At 73.5% G+C, this 15,980-nt stretch carries 11 protein-coding genes; 4 read left to right on the forward strand and 7 right to left on the reverse strand.

Annotated elements, in window-relative coordinates:
- Window positions 1-106 precede the first annotated feature (106 nt).
- The gene (gene urtE, locus EDD54_RS18055) at window positions 107-802 is read left to right on the forward strand and encodes an urea ABC transporter ATP-binding subunit UrtE (RefSeq protein WP_126539480.1); all 696 of its coding nucleotides are present in this window, start codon (window positions 107-109) and stop codon (window positions 800-802) included.
- Between the two features lie 194 nt (window positions 803-996).
- On the opposite strand, the gene hrpB is transcribed toward urtE, so the two are convergent.
- The gene (hrpB, locus tag EDD54_RS18060) at window positions 997-3,456 is read right to left on the reverse strand and encodes an ATP-dependent helicase HrpB (protein WP_126539478.1); all 2,460 of its coding nucleotides are present in this window, start codon (window positions 3,454-3,456) and stop codon (window positions 997-999) included.
- A 239-nt stretch (window positions 3,457-3,695) separates the two neighbouring features.
- Window positions 3,696-4,493, reverse strand: coding sequence for a tetratricopeptide repeat protein (locus tag EDD54_RS18065; RefSeq protein ID WP_126539476.1), 798 nt, complete (start codon window positions 4,491-4,493; stop codon window positions 3,696-3,698).
- Window positions 4,494-4,706: 213 nt separating this feature from the next.
- Here EDD54_RS18065 and EDD54_RS18070 point away from each other — a divergent pair, with 213 nt between their 5' ends.
- A complete protein-coding gene (locus EDD54_RS18070; protein ID WP_126539474.1) occupies window positions 4,707-6,095 on the forward strand; it encodes a leucyl aminopeptidase family protein in 1,389 nt (462 codons plus the stop codon).
- Between the two features lie 20 nt (window positions 6,096-6,115).
- On the opposite strand, the gene EDD54_RS18075 is transcribed toward EDD54_RS18070, so the two are convergent.
- The 4 genes from EDD54_RS18075 to EDD54_RS18090 form a co-directional block, all read right to left on the reverse strand.
- Entirely contained in the window at window positions 6,116-7,033 is a 918-nt protein-coding gene (locus tag EDD54_RS18075; protein WP_126539472.1) for a LysR substrate-binding domain-containing protein, read from the reverse strand.
- 160 nt (window positions 7,034-7,193) lie between these two features.
- Window positions 7,194-9,218: an OmpA family protein gene (locus EDD54_RS18080; RefSeq protein WP_126539470.1), complete on the reverse strand. Its 2,025-nt coding sequence runs from the start codon at window positions 9,216-9,218 to the stop codon at window positions 7,194-7,196.
- A gap of 334 nt (window positions 9,219-9,552) precedes the next feature.
- Window positions 9,553-10,032, reverse strand: a complete 480-nt coding sequence (locus tag EDD54_RS18085; RefSeq protein WP_126539468.1) for a heme-degrading domain-containing protein — start codon at window positions 10,030-10,032, stop codon at window positions 9,553-9,555.
- 85 nt (window positions 10,033-10,117) lie between these two features.
- Window positions 10,118-11,221, reverse strand: coding sequence for a saccharopine dehydrogenase family protein (locus EDD54_RS18090; RefSeq protein ID WP_126541834.1), 1,104 nt, complete (start codon window positions 11,219-11,221; stop codon window positions 10,118-10,120).
- A 129-nt stretch (window positions 11,222-11,350) separates the two neighbouring features.
- Here EDD54_RS18090 and EDD54_RS18095 point away from each other — a divergent pair, with 129 nt between their 5' ends.
- Window positions 11,351-11,782, forward strand: coding sequence for an Lrp/AsnC family transcriptional regulator (locus EDD54_RS18095; RefSeq protein ID WP_126539466.1), 432 nt, complete (start codon window positions 11,351-11,353; stop codon window positions 11,780-11,782).
- Between the two features lie 54 nt (window positions 11,783-11,836).
- Here the strand turns inward: EDD54_RS18095 and EDD54_RS18100 are convergent, their stop codons facing one another.
- The gene (locus EDD54_RS18100; RefSeq protein WP_165644722.1) at window positions 11,837-13,276 is read right to left on the reverse strand and encodes a lipopolysaccharide biosynthesis protein; all 1,440 of its coding nucleotides are present in this window, start codon (window positions 13,274-13,276) and stop codon (window positions 11,837-11,839) included.
- Between the two features lie 305 nt (window positions 13,277-13,581).
- Between EDD54_RS18100 and EDD54_RS18105 the strand changes: the two genes are divergently transcribed.
- Window positions 13,582-15,978 carry an exopolysaccharide transport family protein gene (locus tag EDD54_RS18105; protein WP_166653467.1) on the forward strand — a complete coding sequence of 799 codons (2,397 nt, stop codon included), beginning with the start codon at window positions 13,582-13,584 and terminating at the stop codon, window positions 15,976-15,978.
- Window positions 15,979-15,980: the final 2 nt, after the last annotated feature.

Below are 15,980 nucleotides of genomic sequence, written 5' to 3' on the forward strand. Positions count from 1 at the left end.
CCATCGTCCCCTCCCCCCTGGAGGGGGAGGGACAGGGAGAGGGGGCGAGCGGCGTCCAAGGACACACCGGGCGGACAGCCGCCGACGACAGATCGGGACGAGGGCCATGCTGAACGTCGAAACCGTCGATCTCCACTACGGCGCCGCCCAGGCGCTGCGCGGCGTGTCGCTCACCGCCGAGGCCGGTCAGGTCACCTGCGTGATGGGGCGCAACGGCGTCGGCAAGACCAGCCTGATGCGCGCCATCGTCGGGCTGCAGTCGATCTCCGGCGGCAAGATCCTGTGGGAGGGCGCGGACGTCGCCAAGCTCACCCCGCACGACCGCGCCCGCCGCGGCATCGCCATCGTGCCGCAGGGCCGCGAGATCTTCCCGCTGCTCACCGTCGAGGAGAACCTGCGCACCGGCTTCGCGCCGCTGGCCCGGCGCGACCGCACCATCCCGGACACCGTGTTCGAGTTGTTCCCGGTGCTGAAGGACATGCTGAAGCGCCGCGGCGGCGACCTCTCCGGCGGCCAGCAGCAGCAGCTCGCCATCGGCCGCGCCCTCGTCACCCGGCCACGCCTCCTGGTGCTCGACGAGCCGACCGAGGGCATCCAGCCGTCGATCATCAAGGACATCGGCCGCGCGATCTCCTATCTGCGCGACCAGGGCTCGATGGCGATCGTGCTGGTCGAGCAGTATTTCGACTTCGCCAAGGAACTCGCCGACCGCTTCATCGTCATGGACCGCGGCGAGGTGGTGATCGCCGGCACGCGCGAGACGCTCGACGAGGACGAGGTGCGCGCGCGGATCACGGTGTGACGCGGGGGCGGGGCGGCGCGGACGCTCGGGTGCTCGTAGAGTGCCCTCCGACCATTTCCATGGCTTGGTCCGCGCAGGCGGACCATCCACGGGGCGGGTGCGTCACCGGGCGATTGGCATTTGAAAAAAGAAGGTTCGTGGATGGTCCGCCTTCGCGGACCAAGCCGGTTCCATACTCCGCAGTCGCCCCCGCCTCACGTCCCCCGCGGCTTCGCCCGCCGGGTCGCCTCGGCGTTCGCGGGATCGTCGGGCCAGGGGTGGCGGGGGTAGCGGCCCTTGAGGTCCTTGGCGACGTCGCGCCATGAGCCGGCCCAGAAGCCGGGGAGGTCGCGGGTGGTCTGGATCGGGCGGTGCGCCGGCGAGGTCAGCACCAGCGTCAGCGGCACCCGACCGCCGGCGACGGCGGGGTGGGCCTTGAGGCCGAACAGCTCCTGCACCCGGATCTCGATCGCCGGCCCGCCCTCGGCGTCGTAGTCGATCGGCACCCGCGAGCCGGTCGGCGCTTCGTAGTGCGAGGGCAGCAGCCGGTCGAGCTCGGCGCGCAGGGCATAGGGCACCAGCCGGTCGAGCGCGACGGCGAGAAGGGCGGCGTCGACGTCGTCGAGCCTCGTCACCCCAGATGCTACCGGCGCCAGCCAGTCGTCGAGCGAGGCGGCCAGCGCCGCGTCGGAGAGGTCGGGCCAGGGCTCGCCGATGGTGCGGGCGAGGAAGGTGACGCGGCCGCGCAGCGCACGCTGCTCCTTCGACCAGCCGAGCCGGTCGACGCCGGCGAGGCGCACGCCCTCCACCAGCGCCGCGACGGCGGCCGGGCCGTCCGGCACCGCCACCGGTTCCTCGGCCAGCACCAGCGCGTCGAGCCGGCGCGTGCGGCGGGCGCGCACCGCGCGGGCGGAACGGTCGTAGCCGACCTCCACCGCCGTCTCGATCCGGTGGCCGAACAGGGCCTCCAGATCCTCGCGGGCGAGCGCGGCGGCGAGGCGGATCTTCGCGCGCTCGGCCGGGCCGGTGAGGTCGGCGACCACCAGGAAGGCCTCGCGGGCGAGGCGGTCGTGCTCCTCGAGGATGCCGCCGCGGCCGTTGGCGAGGCGGAACGCGCCGCGGGCGCCACGCGCCTGCGCGACCCGGTCCGGATAGGCGCGGGCGAGGTGGCGGCCGACGTCGTCGGGATCGCCGCTCCCCTGGTCGCCGCCGGCGAGCCGGGCCCAGCGCTCGGCGAGCCGGCGGGCGTCCTCGGCCCGCGGCGAGCGGTCGGCGCGCAGGCGCCGGATCCGCTCGGAAAGGTCGGTGCCGTCGCCGCCGAGACCGGGCTCGCCGACCACCACCGCGACTTCGGCGGCGAGCCGGGCCTCGCCCTCGGCGGCGGCCTCGCCGACCATGTGGGCGAGCCGCGGATGCAGCGGCAGCCGGCGCAGCGCCCGTCCGGCGGCGGTGATGCGGCCGTCGCCGTCGACGGCGTCGAGCCGGGCGAGCAGGCGCACCGCCTCGTCCCAGGCCGGCTTCGGCGGCGGATCGAGGAAGGCGAGGGCGCCGGGATCGGCGACGCCCCAGCCGGCGAGGTCGAGCGCGAGGCCGGAAAGATCGGCCTCCAGCATCTCCGGGCGGGCGAAGGGCTCCAGCGCCGCGGTCTGAGGCTCCGACCACAGCCGCCAGCACACGCCCGGCTCGGTGCGGCCGGCGCGGCCGCGGCGTTGGTCGGCGGCGGCGCGCGAGACGCGCACGGTCTCGAGCCGGGTCAGGCCGGTGTCCGGCTCGAAACGCGGCACCCGCGAGAGGCCGCCGTCGACGACGATGCGCACGCCCTCGATGGTCAGCGAGGTCTCCGCGATCGCGGTCGCCAGCACCACCTTGCGCCGGCCGGTGGGGGCCGGGCGGATCGCCCGGTCCTGCGCCGCCGGCGGCAGGGCGCCGTAGAGCGGGTCGACGTCGACGTCCGCGCCGACGCGCGGGCGCAGCCGCTCGGCGAGACGGGCGATCTCGGCCTGCCCGGGCAGGAACACCAGCGCCGAGCCTGGATCGGTCCGCAGCGCCTCGACGACGACGTCGGCGACCTGATCCTCGAAGCGCTTCAGGGGATCGCGCGCCACGTGGCGGGTCTCGACGGGGAAGGCGCGGCCCGCGCTGGCGATCACGGGGGCGTCGCCGAGCAGGGCGGCGACGCGGGCGCCGTCGAGCGTCGCCGACATCACGACGAGGCGGAGGTCCTCGCGCAGCGCGCCGGCGGCGTCGAGGGCGAGCGCGAGGCCGAGGTCGGCGTCGAGCGAGCGCTCGTGGAACTCGTCGAACAACACGGCGGCGACGCCGTCGAGGCCGGGATCGTCGCCGATCATCCGGGTGAACACGCCCTCGGTCACCACCTCGATCCGGGTCCGCCGGGACACCTTGGCGTCCATGCGGACGCGGTAGCCGACGGTGTCGCCGACCGCCTCGCCGAGCGCCTCGGCCATGCGGGCGGCGGCGGCGCGGGCGGCGAGCCGACGCGGCTCGAGCAGCACGATCCGGCCGTCGCCGCGCCAGGGCGCGCCGAGGAGGGCGAGCGGCACGCGGGTGGTCTTGCCCGCGCCGGGCGGGGCGACCAGCACGGCACGCGGGCCGGCCGCCAGCGCGGCGAGGAGGTCGGGCAGGACGGCGTCGATCGGGAGGGGAGCGGGGGCCATGGCGAGGGCTTGATGCCCGCGCCGGCGGGCGCGATCAAGCCCCGCGGCGCACCGCGCCGGAACGGGGTGCCGCCGCGGACGGCGGGGCGGTCCGGAACCGGTGAACCGGCCTCGTACCGAACGCGCAAAGTTCCGACCTTTGGTCGGAGCTTTACGGGTGAGGAGCGCCCGACCGGGCGCTGGCCGGATGGCCGAAACTTCGCAAGGTCCCGACGAGTCGGGAATTTGCGAGACTGGTATCAGCCGGCCGCCTTCTTGCCGTCGCCGGACTTCAGCTGCTGCCACGTGTTGGCCTGGCTCAGCATGGACTTGAGATAGGCGACGTTCTGGTCGGCCTGCGCCGGGTCCATCTCCTGGCGGGCGACCGCCTCGGCCTCGGGGAACCGGCCCTGCAGGCCGAGCACCAGGGCGAGGTTCTGGCGCACCCGGCTCGACGCGTTCGGCTGCGTGGCGGCCTGTCGCAGCAGCTGTTCGGCCGGCTTCAGTTCGCCGACGAGCAGGTGGCTCAACGCCATGTTGTTGAGGATGGTCGGCTCGCCCGGCGCGATCGCCAGCGCCTTGGCGTAGCGGTCGCGCGCCTCGACGGTGCGGCCCATCTGGTCGAGGATCGCGCCCTCGGCGGAATAGAGCTTCCAGTCGGGCCGGTCGGCGTGCTGGGCGCTCTGGATCACGCCGAGCGCCTGATCGAACTTGCCGGAGGCGGCGAGCGCCTTGCCGTAGGCCGAGAGCATCTCGCGGTCCTTCGGATAGGCGATCACGCCCTTGCGCAGCACGGCCACGGCCTGCTCGCTCTGGCCGTTGAGGCGGAGGGCGGCGGCGTAGTTGAGGATGGTCAGGCGGTCCTTCGGCGCGGCGTCGTACTGCCGGCCCCAGCTCTGCACCGCCGCCTGCACCTGCTGGTCGGTCATGTTGACCGAGCCGGTCACCGAGACGCCGCCGTGGGTGGTGATCGGGCCGCTCGACTGGCACCCGGCGAGCCAGAGCGCGCCGGCGGTGGCGACGGCGAGACGGAGGAGGCGCGCGCGCTGCTGCATCATGGGGACGACCCGCTCGAGGAAGGACCCGGGCGAACGTCGCGGGAGCGGGCCGCCGGTCGTCCCAGGAGATAATCCGTTAACCCTAATGCGGAGTTAACGAGGGCGGGCGGGACCCCCGGACGCCCGCCGCGGGCTTGCGGGCCGTCGCCCCGGCGGCCATCATCGCGACCGCGTTCCGGCGTCGCGTCGGGCCGTTCCACCGGAGTTCCCGCCGTGCTCGCCTGCTTCCTCCCGCCCGACACCACCGAGGCCGCCGTTCCCGTCCACGCGATCGCCGCCGCCGACCTCGCCGGCACGCTGGACGCGCTCGGGCCGGCGGCGAGGGCCTGGGCCGGGGTCGCTGGCTTCGAGGCGAAGGCCGGCACCCACCTGTTGCTGCCGGACGAGGACGGCCGGCTCGCCGGCGTGCTGTTCGGGCTCGGCAAACCCGACGGCGCCCGCACCGACATGCTGCTCGGCAAGCTCGCCGGCGTGCTGCCCCCCGGCGCCTACCGGCTCGCCACCTTCGAGGGCGACCTCGACCTCGCGCTCACCGCCTTCGCCCTCGGCGCGTACCGCTTCGAGCGCTACGTGGCGCCGAAGGAGACCTGGCCGCGCCTCGTGCTGCCGTCCGAGGCCGACGTCCTGGCGATCCTGCGCACCGCCGCCGCCGTCCACGGCGTGCGCGACCTCGTCAACACCCCCGCCAACGACCTCGGCACCGCCGAACTCGCCGCCGCGGTCCACGCCCTCGCCGCCGCGCACGGCGCCGAGATCGAGGAGATCGTCGGGGACCATCTGCTCGCCGCCAACTATCCGCTGGTGCACGCCGTCGGCGCGGCCTCGGCGCGGCCGCCGCGGCTCGTCACCTTCACCTGGGGCGATCCGGCCGCGCCGAAGGTGACGCTGGTCGGCAAGGGCGTCGTGTTCGACACCGGCGGCCTCAACATCAAGCCCGACGCCTCCATGCTCCTGATGAAGAAGGACATGGGCGGCGCCGCCAACGTGCTCGGCCTCGCCCGCATGGTGATGGAGGCGGGCCTCTCCGTGCGCCTGCGCGTCGTCGTGCCGATCGTGGAGAATTCCATTTCCGGCAACGCCTTCCGACCGGGAGACGTCTATCGCAGTCGCAAGGGCCTGACGGTCGAGATCGGCAACACCGACGCCGAGGGCCGGCTGATCCTCGCCGACGCGCTCGCCTTCGCCGACGAGGAGGCGCCGGAGGTGCTGGTCGACATGGCGACGCTGACCGGCGCCGCCCGCGTCGCCCTCGGGCCCGACCTGCCGCCGGTCTACACCCGCGACGACGATTTCGCCGCCGAACTCGCGGCGGCTTCCGCGGCGGTCGCCGACCCGTGCTGGCGTCTGCCGCTGTGGCCGCCCTACGACGACATGCTGAAGTCGAAGATCGCCGACGTGAACCACATCTCCGGCGGCTCCTACGCCGGCTCGATCACCGCGGCGCTGTTCCTCGGCCGCTTCGTCGAGAAGGCGCGGACCTGGCTGCACGCCGACATCTTCGCCTGGACGCCGAGCGCGAAGCCGGCGAGCCCGGAGGGCGGCGAGGCGCAGGTGATCCGCGCGCTCTACGCGGTGCTGGCGGCCCGCTACGGCCGGCGCTGACCGGCGGGGGCCGGCGCCCGTCACGCCACGGCGGCGACGGGCGTGCGCTCGCGCAGGTATTTCCACAGCCGTTCGACGGTGGGGCGCACCTTCTCCATCGAGCGGTAGATCTTGATCCGCATGTCGATGGTGGCGGCGGCGCCGACCACGGTCAGCGTGCCGGCGGCGAGTTCGGTCTTCACCGCCGATTCCGGCAGCCACGCGACGCCGCGCCCGGTCATCGCCATCACCTTCAGCGCCTCGGCCATCGGGTTCTCGTAGATGTGGGCGAGGTTGAGCCCGTCGCCCTGCTCGGCCACCATCACCGAGACCAGCTTGCCGAGGAAGGTCTCGGGCGCATAGGCGAGGAAGGGCACCGGCCGGTCCTTCGCACCGGGCAGCTGGTGGCGCGGCCGGCCGTCGTCGAGCGGGGCCGACACCGGGATCATCCGGTCGCCGCCGAGGTCGAGCGAGGGGAAGCGCTCGGGATCGAGCAGGACCGGGATGCGCGGGTGCTCGTAGGTGAGCAGGAAGTCGCAGTCGCCCTCGGCGAACACCCGGATCGAATCGTGGAAGTTGTCGGTGATCAGCCGGGCGTTGATCGGGCCGAAACCCTCCTCGACGCGCTTCAGCCAGCCGGGAAAGAAGCTGATCGACAGCGTGTGCAGCGTCGAGATCGTGATCGCACCCTGGCCCTGGGCGCGGCCGGAGCGCAACTGCGAGCGCTCGACGTAGATCAGCCGCAGCACCTCCTCGGCGGTCTCGCGGAAGCGCCGGCCCTCGGCGGTCAGCGTGGTCGGATAGGTCGAGCGGTCGACGAGCGGCACGCCGAGCCATTGTTCCAGCTGCTGGATCCGGCGGCTGAAGGCCGACTGGGTGACGTGACGTTCGACCGCGGACTTCGAGAAGCTGCGCGTGTTGGCGAGGCTGACGAAGTCCTCGAGCCACTTGATCTCCAAGGCCCGAACCTTTCCGCGATGCGTGGCCGCGGCCGCTGCCGTCGGCGAGGTCCCCTTTTTGGTCCCCCGCCGCGCGGAAGTCGAGGGGCGCCGTGCGACGAAACGACCGGGGGCCGCCGACACGGCGGTCGGCGGCCCCCGGGGGCGTTCCGGGAGGCGGTCAGTTCGCCTCGCTGGTCTCGAGCAGCGGCGTGATCCGGCGCATGGTGACGCGGCGGTTCTCGCGGGCGGGACCATCGGTCGCAACCTTGAGCTGGCTCTCGCCGTAGCCCTTGGTGGTCAGGTTCTCCGGCGGCACCTTGTAGTACTCGGTCAGGAGATAGGCGACCTCCTCGGCGCGGCGGTCGGACAGCGAGAGATTGTCGATGTCCGAGCCGACGGCGTCGGTGTGGCCCTCGATCAGGAACACCTCGTTGGGGTTCTTCGCGAGGAGGTCGTTGATCGCCTTGGCGACCGCGTCGAGCGCGCCGATCTCGCTCTCCGCCACCTTCCACGAACCGGTGTCGAAGGTGATGGTGTCGAGGTCGACGCGGCGGACGCGCTCCAGCACGCTCGGGCTGTTGACGACCTGCTCGAGGCTGTAGCGGCGGTCGACCTGCACCACCGGCGGGGCCGCGAAGGTGTCGTAGATCACCTGCGGCGGCACCCGGTCGGCCTCGACGACGTATTCGTCGCGCGGGATGTCGATCGGCGGCGGCGGCAGGTTCACGATCACGTCGACGTCGTAGCGGTCGCGCAGGTCCGGCCGGTTGACGAACAGCACGTATTCGCGGCCGTCGGGCATGCGGCGGACGCGGCGGATGACGTGGCCGTCGATGTCGGTGATCGTGACGATCCGGACGCCGCCGGGGCGTTCGACGATCGTGACGTAGTCGTCGCCGCGGCGCTCGCGGCGCACCTGTCCGAAGTCCTCGAGCCGGTCGAGTTCGTCGTTGCGGATGATGACGCGGCGATCGTCGCGCAGAATCGTCCGGCCGCCGGGCTCGGTGATGACGTCGAGCCCGTCGACGCGGCGGGTCCGGCGCTCCTCGCGGATCCGGCCGATGTCCTCGTTCCGCAGGTCCTCGCCGCTCCACCGGCCGTCGCGGCCGGGGCCGACGTCCTCGCCGGGGCGACGGTCGGGGCCGGGGCGGGCGTCGCCGGGGCCGGGATCGACGTTCGGACGGCGGTCGTTGCCGCCGCGCAGCTCGTCGCGCAGCCGGTCGCGGTTCGGGCCGCCGTCGAGGGCGGAGCCGTCGGGCGCACCACCGGGCACCGAGCCGTCGTCGGCGGGCCGCTCGATCGCCGGCTTGCCGCCGGGGCGGGGCGCGGGACGGTCGTCGCCGGGGCGCGGGGCCGGGCCGTCGTTGCGCCCGCCGCCGGGGGCGGCACCCTGATCGCCGGCGCCCGGACGGTCCTTCGGACGCTGCTCGCCGCCGCCCTGGCCGTCGTTCTGGTCGCCGACCGGACGCGGGCCGTTGCCGTCGATGCGGCCCGGCACGTCGCTGCGGTCGGCGCCGGGCTCGGCACCCTGGTTCTTGCGCGGGCGCTGCGGCGCGGCGCCGTCGTCGCCGGTCGCGCGCGGGCCGTTGCCGTCGACGCGGCCGGGCACGTCGGTGCGGTCGGCGCCGGGTTCCGCGCCCTGCTTCTTGCGCGGGCGCTGCTGCTCGGCGCCGGTATCCCCGTTGCCGTCGTTGCGCTGGCCCTTGGGCGGGCGCGGCGCGGCGTCTTCGTTCGCAGCGGGCTTGCGCGGACGCCGCTGGTCGGCACCCGGCTGGTCGCCCTGGTTCTTGCGCGGACGCTGCTGCTCCGCACCGCCGTTGCCGTCGTTGCGCTGGCCCTTGGGCGGGCGCGGCTGTTCCGCCCCCTGGTCGGCGGCGGGCTTGCGCGGACGCTGCGGTTCGGCCTGCCCCTCGCCGCCCTGGTTCTTGCGCGGACGCTGCTGCTCCGCCGGGCCGGCGTCGTCGTTCTTGCGCGGCTTGCCGGCGGGACGCTCGCCGCCGTCGTTGCGGCCCTGGCCGGCGCCGTCGCCCTGCTGCTCGCGCTTCTTGCGCTGCAGCAGCAACTCCTCGGGCGTCGGGCCGTCGGCCTGGGCGACGACGATCGCGGCGGGCTCGGCCGCACGCGCGGGCATCGCGCCCGGCGTCGTCAGGACGAGGGCGGGGATCACGGCTCCGGCGAGCCAACCGGCCTTGTGGCTTCTCATGGGTCTTCGACCTTCCCGTTGAACGCGGTGACGGCAAATCACCCGCGCAGGCGATTGGTTCCGTTCGGGGCGACTATTCTCGGGAAACACGGCCGCAAGTCGGCCGTCTCAGGTCGAGCCGCGGCCATCGCGCGGCGAAATCGAGGCGGCAGGGCAATCGTTCGTGATCGATACGATCGTCACGACTTGCATGGTCGATGGGTTCTACGAAGATGAACGCGAGATGAACGCTCCGGTTATCGGGCGCTACATGGCGTGAACGCTGAAGGCTGGCATCTCGGCTGGCGATGTCGCGACGGACGGCCTCCCTTTCGGAAGAACGTCCGACGTCCGCTCATAGTCCCGGGCGGGCGAGGAAGGCGGCGATCACCTCGACGACCAGCGCGTGGTCGTCCTCCTGCGGCAGGCCGGAGACGGTGGCGGTGCCGACGAGGCCGGTGCCGGCGACCCGGATCGGGAAGGCGCCGCCGTGGGCGGCGAAGGCGAGGGGATCGACCAGGAAGCGCTCGTGGAACGACTCGCCGGCCGCGGCGGCCGCGCGGCCCATGTAGTAGGACGAGTGGCCGAAGCGCATAACAACGGCGTTCTTGCGGGCGATCCAGTGGTCGTAGTCGGCGACGGTGCCGGGCAGGGCGGCGTGGAACAGCTGCTGGCCGGCGCGGGCGACGTCGACCGTGACGGCGAGGCCGCGGGCGCGCGCGGTGTCGACCAGCGCGAGGCCGAGGGCGATCGCGGTGTCGTTGTCGAAGGCCGGGAAAACGAGGCGGCGCTCCTGGTCGAGGAGTTCGGCGAGGAGGGCGGCGTCCACGGTCATGTCGGGGTCCTCGACGGCATCGCGGCCGGGTCCATGGCATGGACCCGGCCGCGGCGTGTCGTCAAGCAATTCGCGCCGGTGTCGCTCAGGCGGCGCGGTGCGACTCGCCGTGCTCCTGGGCGTAGACCTTGCCGAAGCGGTTGGCGAGGAAGGCCGCGAGCGGCACCTGCTCCTGGCGCACGAGACCGTGCTGCGGCAGGTCGCCGTTCGCCAGCATGTCGAGCACGGCGGTGATGCCGCCGGCGGTGGTGACCTGGATCGCCGAGTGCATCACGCCGTTGATCGGGCGCGAATAGACCTTCTGGGCGTAGGTCTCCTGGACGAGCCGACCACCGCGGGTGCCGGAGACGGTGACGAACACGATCACCACGTCCTGCAGCGTGGTCGGGACCGCCTGCTCGAGGATGTCCTTCAGCACGTCGCGGCGGTCGCGCAGGCGCAGGTCGTTGAGCAGCGCCTTCATGATCGCGGCGTGGCCGGGATAGCGGATGGTCTTGTAGTTGAGGGTGCGCACGCCGCCCTTCAGCGTCTCGCACAGGGTGCCGAGGCCGCCGGAGGTGTTGAACGCCTCGTAGGTGACGCCGTCGAGCGAGAATTCCTCGCGCTCCTCGAGCGGCGGCACTTCGCGCAGCTCGCCGTTGACGATCGCCTCGCAGGGCTCGCAATACTCGTTGATGACGCCGTCGGTCGACCAGGTGAGGTTGTAGTTCAGCGCGTTCGACGGGAACTGCGGCAGCGCGCCGACGCGCATGCGCACGGTGTCGACCGCATCGAAGCGGCGGATCAGGTCCGAGGCGACGATCGAGATGAAGCCGGGGGCGAGGCCGCACTGCGGAATGAAGGCGGTGCGGGCGCCCTCGGCGAGCTGCTTGACCCGGCGGGTGGTGGCGACGTCCTCGGTGAGGTCGAGGTAGTTCGCGCCGGCGGCCTTGGCGGCCTCGGCGACCCGGATGGTGAGGTGGTAGGGCGCCGCCGAGAGCACGGCGAACTTGCCCTGCAGGAGGCGGGTGAAGCCGAGCACGTCCTCGACGTCGACGGCGGCGCGTTCGACGTCGCCCGGCACGTCGAGCCGGTCGAGCTGCTCGCGCGAGCGGTCGGCGACGGTCACCCTGTAGTCGCCGGCGGCGACCAGCATTCCGGCGATGGTGGACCCGATCTTGCCCGCACCGACGATCACCACGTCCTTCATCATCGCGCACACCCTCCTGAAGCTCGCGAACGAGATCCGATGATCGCGGCGGGCGCCGTCGAATCGCAATTCCAGATCCGACGATCCGCATGCTAACTTTGAACGGATCGCCAAGAGGAATTGGACGATATGCAGATCGACGACGTCGACCGAGCCCTGCTGGCGCTGCTGCGCGAGGACGCCCGTGCGCCGACCGCCGAGCTCGCGCGCCGGCTCGGGCTGTCACGCACGACGGTGACGAGTCGGTTGCAGCGGCTCGAGGCCGCGAAGGTGGTGGTGGGCTACACGGTGCGGCTCGCCGGCGCGGTCGAGAGCGCGCTGGTGCGCGCCCACGTCACCGTCGCCTGTCACCCGAAGGCGTCGGCGGGTGTCGAGGCGGCGCTCAGGCGGATCCCGGAGGTGCGCCAGCTGCACTCGGTGTCCGGCCCGTTCGACATGATCGCGGTGGTCGCCGCGCCGTCGATCGCCGAGCTCGACACCCTGATCGACCGCATCGGTGCGCTCGACGGCGTCGAGCGCACGACGTCGTCGATCCTGCTGTCGACCCGGATCGACCGTTGATCCCCGCCCCGCCCCGCCGACGACCCGACGATCGGGGGCGTCGCGGGTTCGGGACTACGCGCGGGCGAGGCCGAGCCGGCGCCGGGCAATCGGGGCCCACAGCGGGGCGTAGAGCAGGGCCATCGCGCCGACGTAGTAGACGCCGCCGAGCACGACGGCGACCGCTAGACCGGTCGCGTTCTGCGGATAGGGCGTGAGGTTGAGTGCCGAGGCCATGAACAGGGTCGCGGCCGTCACCTTGGCGAGGTCGAGCACCGGCACCTGGAAGCCGAGACGGGTCACCGCCAGCCAGCCGGAATAGAGCGTGGTCAGCCCCGAGGCCACCGCCGCGCCGGCGACCGCGCCGACGAGGCCGCCGGTCGCCAACCCGATCGCGGCGAGCACCACCACCAGGACGTTCTCCGTGACGTGGACCGAGGCGCAGGCGAGGAAGCGGCGCTCCAGCACGAAATTCTGGTCGGTGGTGTGCAGGTGGACGTAGCGCAGCGCGCCCGCCAGCGCCGACAGGCCGAGGATCGCCTTGGTGGTCTCGCGGTATTCGGCGGCGACGGCGAGGTCGGTGAGGAGGCCGCCGACCAGGACGACGCCGGCGACCGTCGGGAACAGCACCGCGGCGAGGATGGCGGCGTTGGTCTTGAGCTGGGCGAGGGCGGCGTCGCGGCGGCCCTCGTTGAGGAGGCGCGAGGCGAGCGGGAAGGCGGCGGCCATCACCAGCATCGAGGCGACCGAGGCGCAGCGCCGGCCGATGCCCCAGCCGACCGCGAGCAGGCCGAAGGCTTCGGGCCCGGCCATGTATTCGACGACGTAGCGCATGTTGTTCTCGCCGCCCCAGGCGAGCACGGCGAGGCCGAGCATCGGCCCGCCGTAGGCGAGGGCGGCCTTCATGATCTCGCGGTCGACCGGCGCCGGGCGCAGCGAGAAGCCGATCATCGGCAGGGCGACCAGCGTGCCGATCGCCTGGGCGAGCGCGTAGGCGCCGAGGAGGGCGAGGCTGCTCGGCCCGACCATCTCGAGCGCGGCGACGCCGACGACGAGGCCGCCGACGGGACCGGCGACCTGCAGGATGGTGTAGGCGAGGATGGCGCCCTGGGCGCGGGCGCGCTCGGAATAATAGGTGTTGAGGCTGCGCGTGACGTAGTAGGCCGCGACCAGCGCGCCGCCGAGGAGCGTGCGCTCGGCGGCGTCGACCACCTCGACGGTCAGCCACGCCGCGGCGATCTGCGGCAGCGTCAGCAGCAGCATCAGCGTCGTCTCGGTGCCGAGGAAGCGGCGCCGGAGGCCGTCGTCGCCGGCGCCGGGCATGTAGCGCAGCGCGTAGGTCGAGAACCACGACAGGCTGAAGAGGTAGGCGAGCTCCTGCGTCGCCGAGACCAGGATGAAGGCGCCCATGTCGGCCGGCGCCAGCCACCACGTCCACATCAGCGCCGAGACGAACTGCGCCGCCGGGGCCAGGAACTGGGCGGGCAGGTATTGCAGGGTCTGGCGCAGCAGCATCGATCGGACCTTTGGACCTGCGCCGCCGAGACGACGCGAACCGGCGCGTCGGGGCCCCTCGCGAGGCCCCTCGGGCGCTTGTCGTTGCCGGACCATGCGCCCGGACGGGTTAAGGGCGGGGAAAACCCGGCGCGGAAATCCGCCGCATGCGACCGATCGCATTCACGTCTCGTTAAATCCCGCGACCTATGGTTAACGCGCGGCGAACGCACCGCCGTTTCGGGTGGGATGCGATGGCGGTGTTCGGATTGTTCGACGGTTCGGGAGCGGCGCGGCCGACCGGGGCCCCGAAGGGGGCGGCACCGGTGACGCTCGACGACATCGACCTCGCCGCGCTCGTCCGCATCCTGCTGGCGCGCTGGAAGCTCATCCTGATCTGCACGGTGATCGGCACATCGATCGGGCTCGGCTACGCCTTGACGGCGCCGAAGACCTGGCGGTCGACCTCGCGCGTGCTCGTCGACCCGCGCGACAAGCAGGTCGTCGGCCAGGGCATCACCCTGCCGACCCAGGGCACCGATCCGGCCTGGGTGGCGACGCAGGCGAGCCTCGTCACCTCCGAGGCGACGCTCGGTCGCGTCTTCGACACCCTCGACCTCGGCAAGAACCCCGCCTTCGCCGGCGACCGCGAGACCGCGCTCCGCAAGCTCGGCGAACTGATCCTGGTCGAGCGCGCCGACGAGAGCTACGTGCTCGACGTCAGCGTCACCTCCAACGACCCGACCTTGTCGACGCGGATCGCCGGCGCCCTCGGCGAGGCCTTCGTCGCCTCGCTGGTCGACGCCAAGGCCGACGCGATCCGTCAGGCGACGCAACTGCTCGGCCGCCAGATCGACGACCTCCGCGACAAGGCGCGCGAGGCCGAGATCGCTCTGCAGAAATACCGCACCGACAACAACCTCGTCTCCGCCAGCGGCCGCTCGGTCGACGAGGAGCGGCTGCGCCAGCTCAACGAGGCCTACGTCACCGCCGGCGTCCGCGCCCAGGAGGCCAAGGCCCGCCGCGACCGGCTCGCCGGCGCGGTCCGCCGCGGCGGCGCCGAGGTCGATTCGGCGCTGCAGTCGGTCGACAGCGGGGTGCTCAGCCGGCTCAAGATCGAGTACGCCCTCGCGGAGCGCTCGATCGCCGAGATGGCGCGCGAGCTCGGGCCGAGCCATCCGCGCCTGCAGGCCGCCGAGGCCAACGCGGCCCGCACGCGCAGCCTGATCGTCGACGAACTGCGCTCGCTCGCCGCCACCGCGTCGAGCGACTACGATCAGGCCGCCGCCGCCGAGGCCGCCGCCAAGGCCTCGCTCGAGGGCGCCACCGACCTCGTCAACCGCAACGGCGTCGCCGGCATCCGCCTGCGCGAGCTCGAGAACGAGGCCAAGGTCCGCCAAGACATGTACGCGAGCTTCGTCTCGCGCATGGAGCAGACCGCGCTCCAGACCGGCACCCAGATCTCCGACGCCCGCGTGATCGTGCCGGCGCAGATGCCGATCCGGCCCTATACGCCGAAGCGCACGCTCGCGGTGATGCTCGGCTTCGTCGCCGGCTTCGGAATCGGCCTGACCGGCGCACTCTACCGCGGCCGCGTCGACCTCGTCGCCCGTCCGGCCCGCACGGTGCCGGCCGCGGCGGACGAAGCGGAGCCCGTCGCCGAGACGCGGCCGGCCCGGCAGGCCGCACCGCAGGCGCCGGCCCGCCCGGCGCCGGAGGCGCCATCGGCGACCACGGAGGCGGCGCCGAAGCGCCGCCGCAAGCCGCTCGCCGAGATCTTCGATTCCCTCCGCGAGGACGCCGTCGAGCCGGTGCCGCCCGCAGTCGCGCCGGCCGTGTCCACCGCACCGGCCGTCGCCGTGGAGTCGCCGCCCGCCGCGGCGCCGGCCCGGCCGGGCCTGTTCGCCGGCCTGTTCCGCCGCCGTCACCCCGCGGCGGCCGCGGTCGAGCCGACGCCGGCTCCCGCCCGCGTCGCACCCGCGCCGCTGCCCGAGCCGCGCGAGGACGCCGAGGTGCTGGCCGAATTCGTCGTCGACACCCGGCCCGCGCTGCCCGGCCGCTCCGGCCGGCCGCTGGTGCGCGCCCGCCGCGACGTCTACGCCTCGGCCCTCGCCGACGCGGGCGGCGCCGAAGCGGCGCGCGATCTCGCCGCCCGCCTCGCCGAAGGCCGCGACCACGGCGTCGTCACCGTAGTGTTCGGATCCGACTGCGGCGACGCCGCCTCGGCGGTCGCCTTCGCGATCGCCGCCGGGGCGGTCGCCGCCGGCCGCCGCGCGCTCCTGGTCGACGCCGCCGGCGGTGCCGTCGCCACTGCCCTGACCGGCGCCGCCGCGCCCGACCTGATCGACGTGCTCGACGGCCGCGCCGGCTGGGACGACGTCGCGCTGCGCGTCTCCGACGGCTTCGACGTGGTGCCCGCCGGCCCGCTCGCCGACCTCGTCGCCGACCGCGCCGCCATCGGCGAACTGGTCGAGGCCGTCGCCGAGAGCTACGACCACGTCGTGGTCGACCTCGGCTCCGAGCCGGACCTCGACCTCGTGCAGGCCCTCGCGGACGCCGCCGACGGCGCCGTGCTGGCGATCGCCGCCGCGGCCGAGGCCGACCCGGACGCGGTCGCCCTCGTCGACGACCTCGCGGTGCTGACCCCCGGCTTCGCCGGCCTCGTCCTGGTCGACGACCGTGCCGCGGCCGCCGCCGCCGGCCGTGCGTCGGAAGCGGCCTGAGC

Source organism: Oharaeibacter diazotrophicus, assembly GCF_004362745.1.
Taxonomy (GTDB): Bacteria; Pseudomonadota; Alphaproteobacteria; order Rhizobiales; family Pleomorphomonadaceae; genus Oharaeibacter; species Oharaeibacter diazotrophicus.

Excerpts from the sequence above, each read along its gene's own strand:
- urtE (WP_126539480.1), top strand. The coding sequence starts at position 107 with ATGCTGAACGTCGAAACCGTCGATCTCCACTACGGCGCCGCCCAGGCG.
- hrpB (WP_126539478.1), bottom strand. The coding sequence starts at position 3,456 with ATGGCCCCCGCTCCCCTCCCGATCGACGCCGTCCTGCCCGACCTCCTC.
- EDD54_RS18065 (WP_126539476.1), bottom strand. The coding sequence starts at position 4,493 with ATGATGCAGCAGCGCGCGCGCCTCCTCCGTCTCGCCGTCGCCACCGCC.
- EDD54_RS18080 (WP_126539470.1), bottom strand. The coding sequence starts at position 9,218 with ATGAGAAGCCACAAGGCCGGTTGGCTCGCCGGAGCCGTGATCCCCGCC.
- EDD54_RS18085 (WP_126539468.1), bottom strand. The coding sequence starts at position 10,032 with ATGACCGTGGACGCCGCCCTCCTCGCCGAACTCCTCGACCAGGAGCGC.
- EDD54_RS18090 (WP_126541834.1), bottom strand. The coding sequence starts at position 11,221 with ATGAAGGACGTGGTGATCGTCGGTGCGGGCAAGATCGGGTCCACCATC.
- EDD54_RS18095 (WP_126539466.1), top strand. The coding sequence starts at position 11,351 with ATGCAGATCGACGACGTCGACCGAGCCCTGCTGGCGCTGCTGCGCGAG.
- EDD54_RS18100 (WP_165644722.1), bottom strand. The coding sequence starts at position 13,276 with ATGCTGCTGCGCCAGACCCTGCAATACCTGCCCGCCCAGTTCCTGGCC.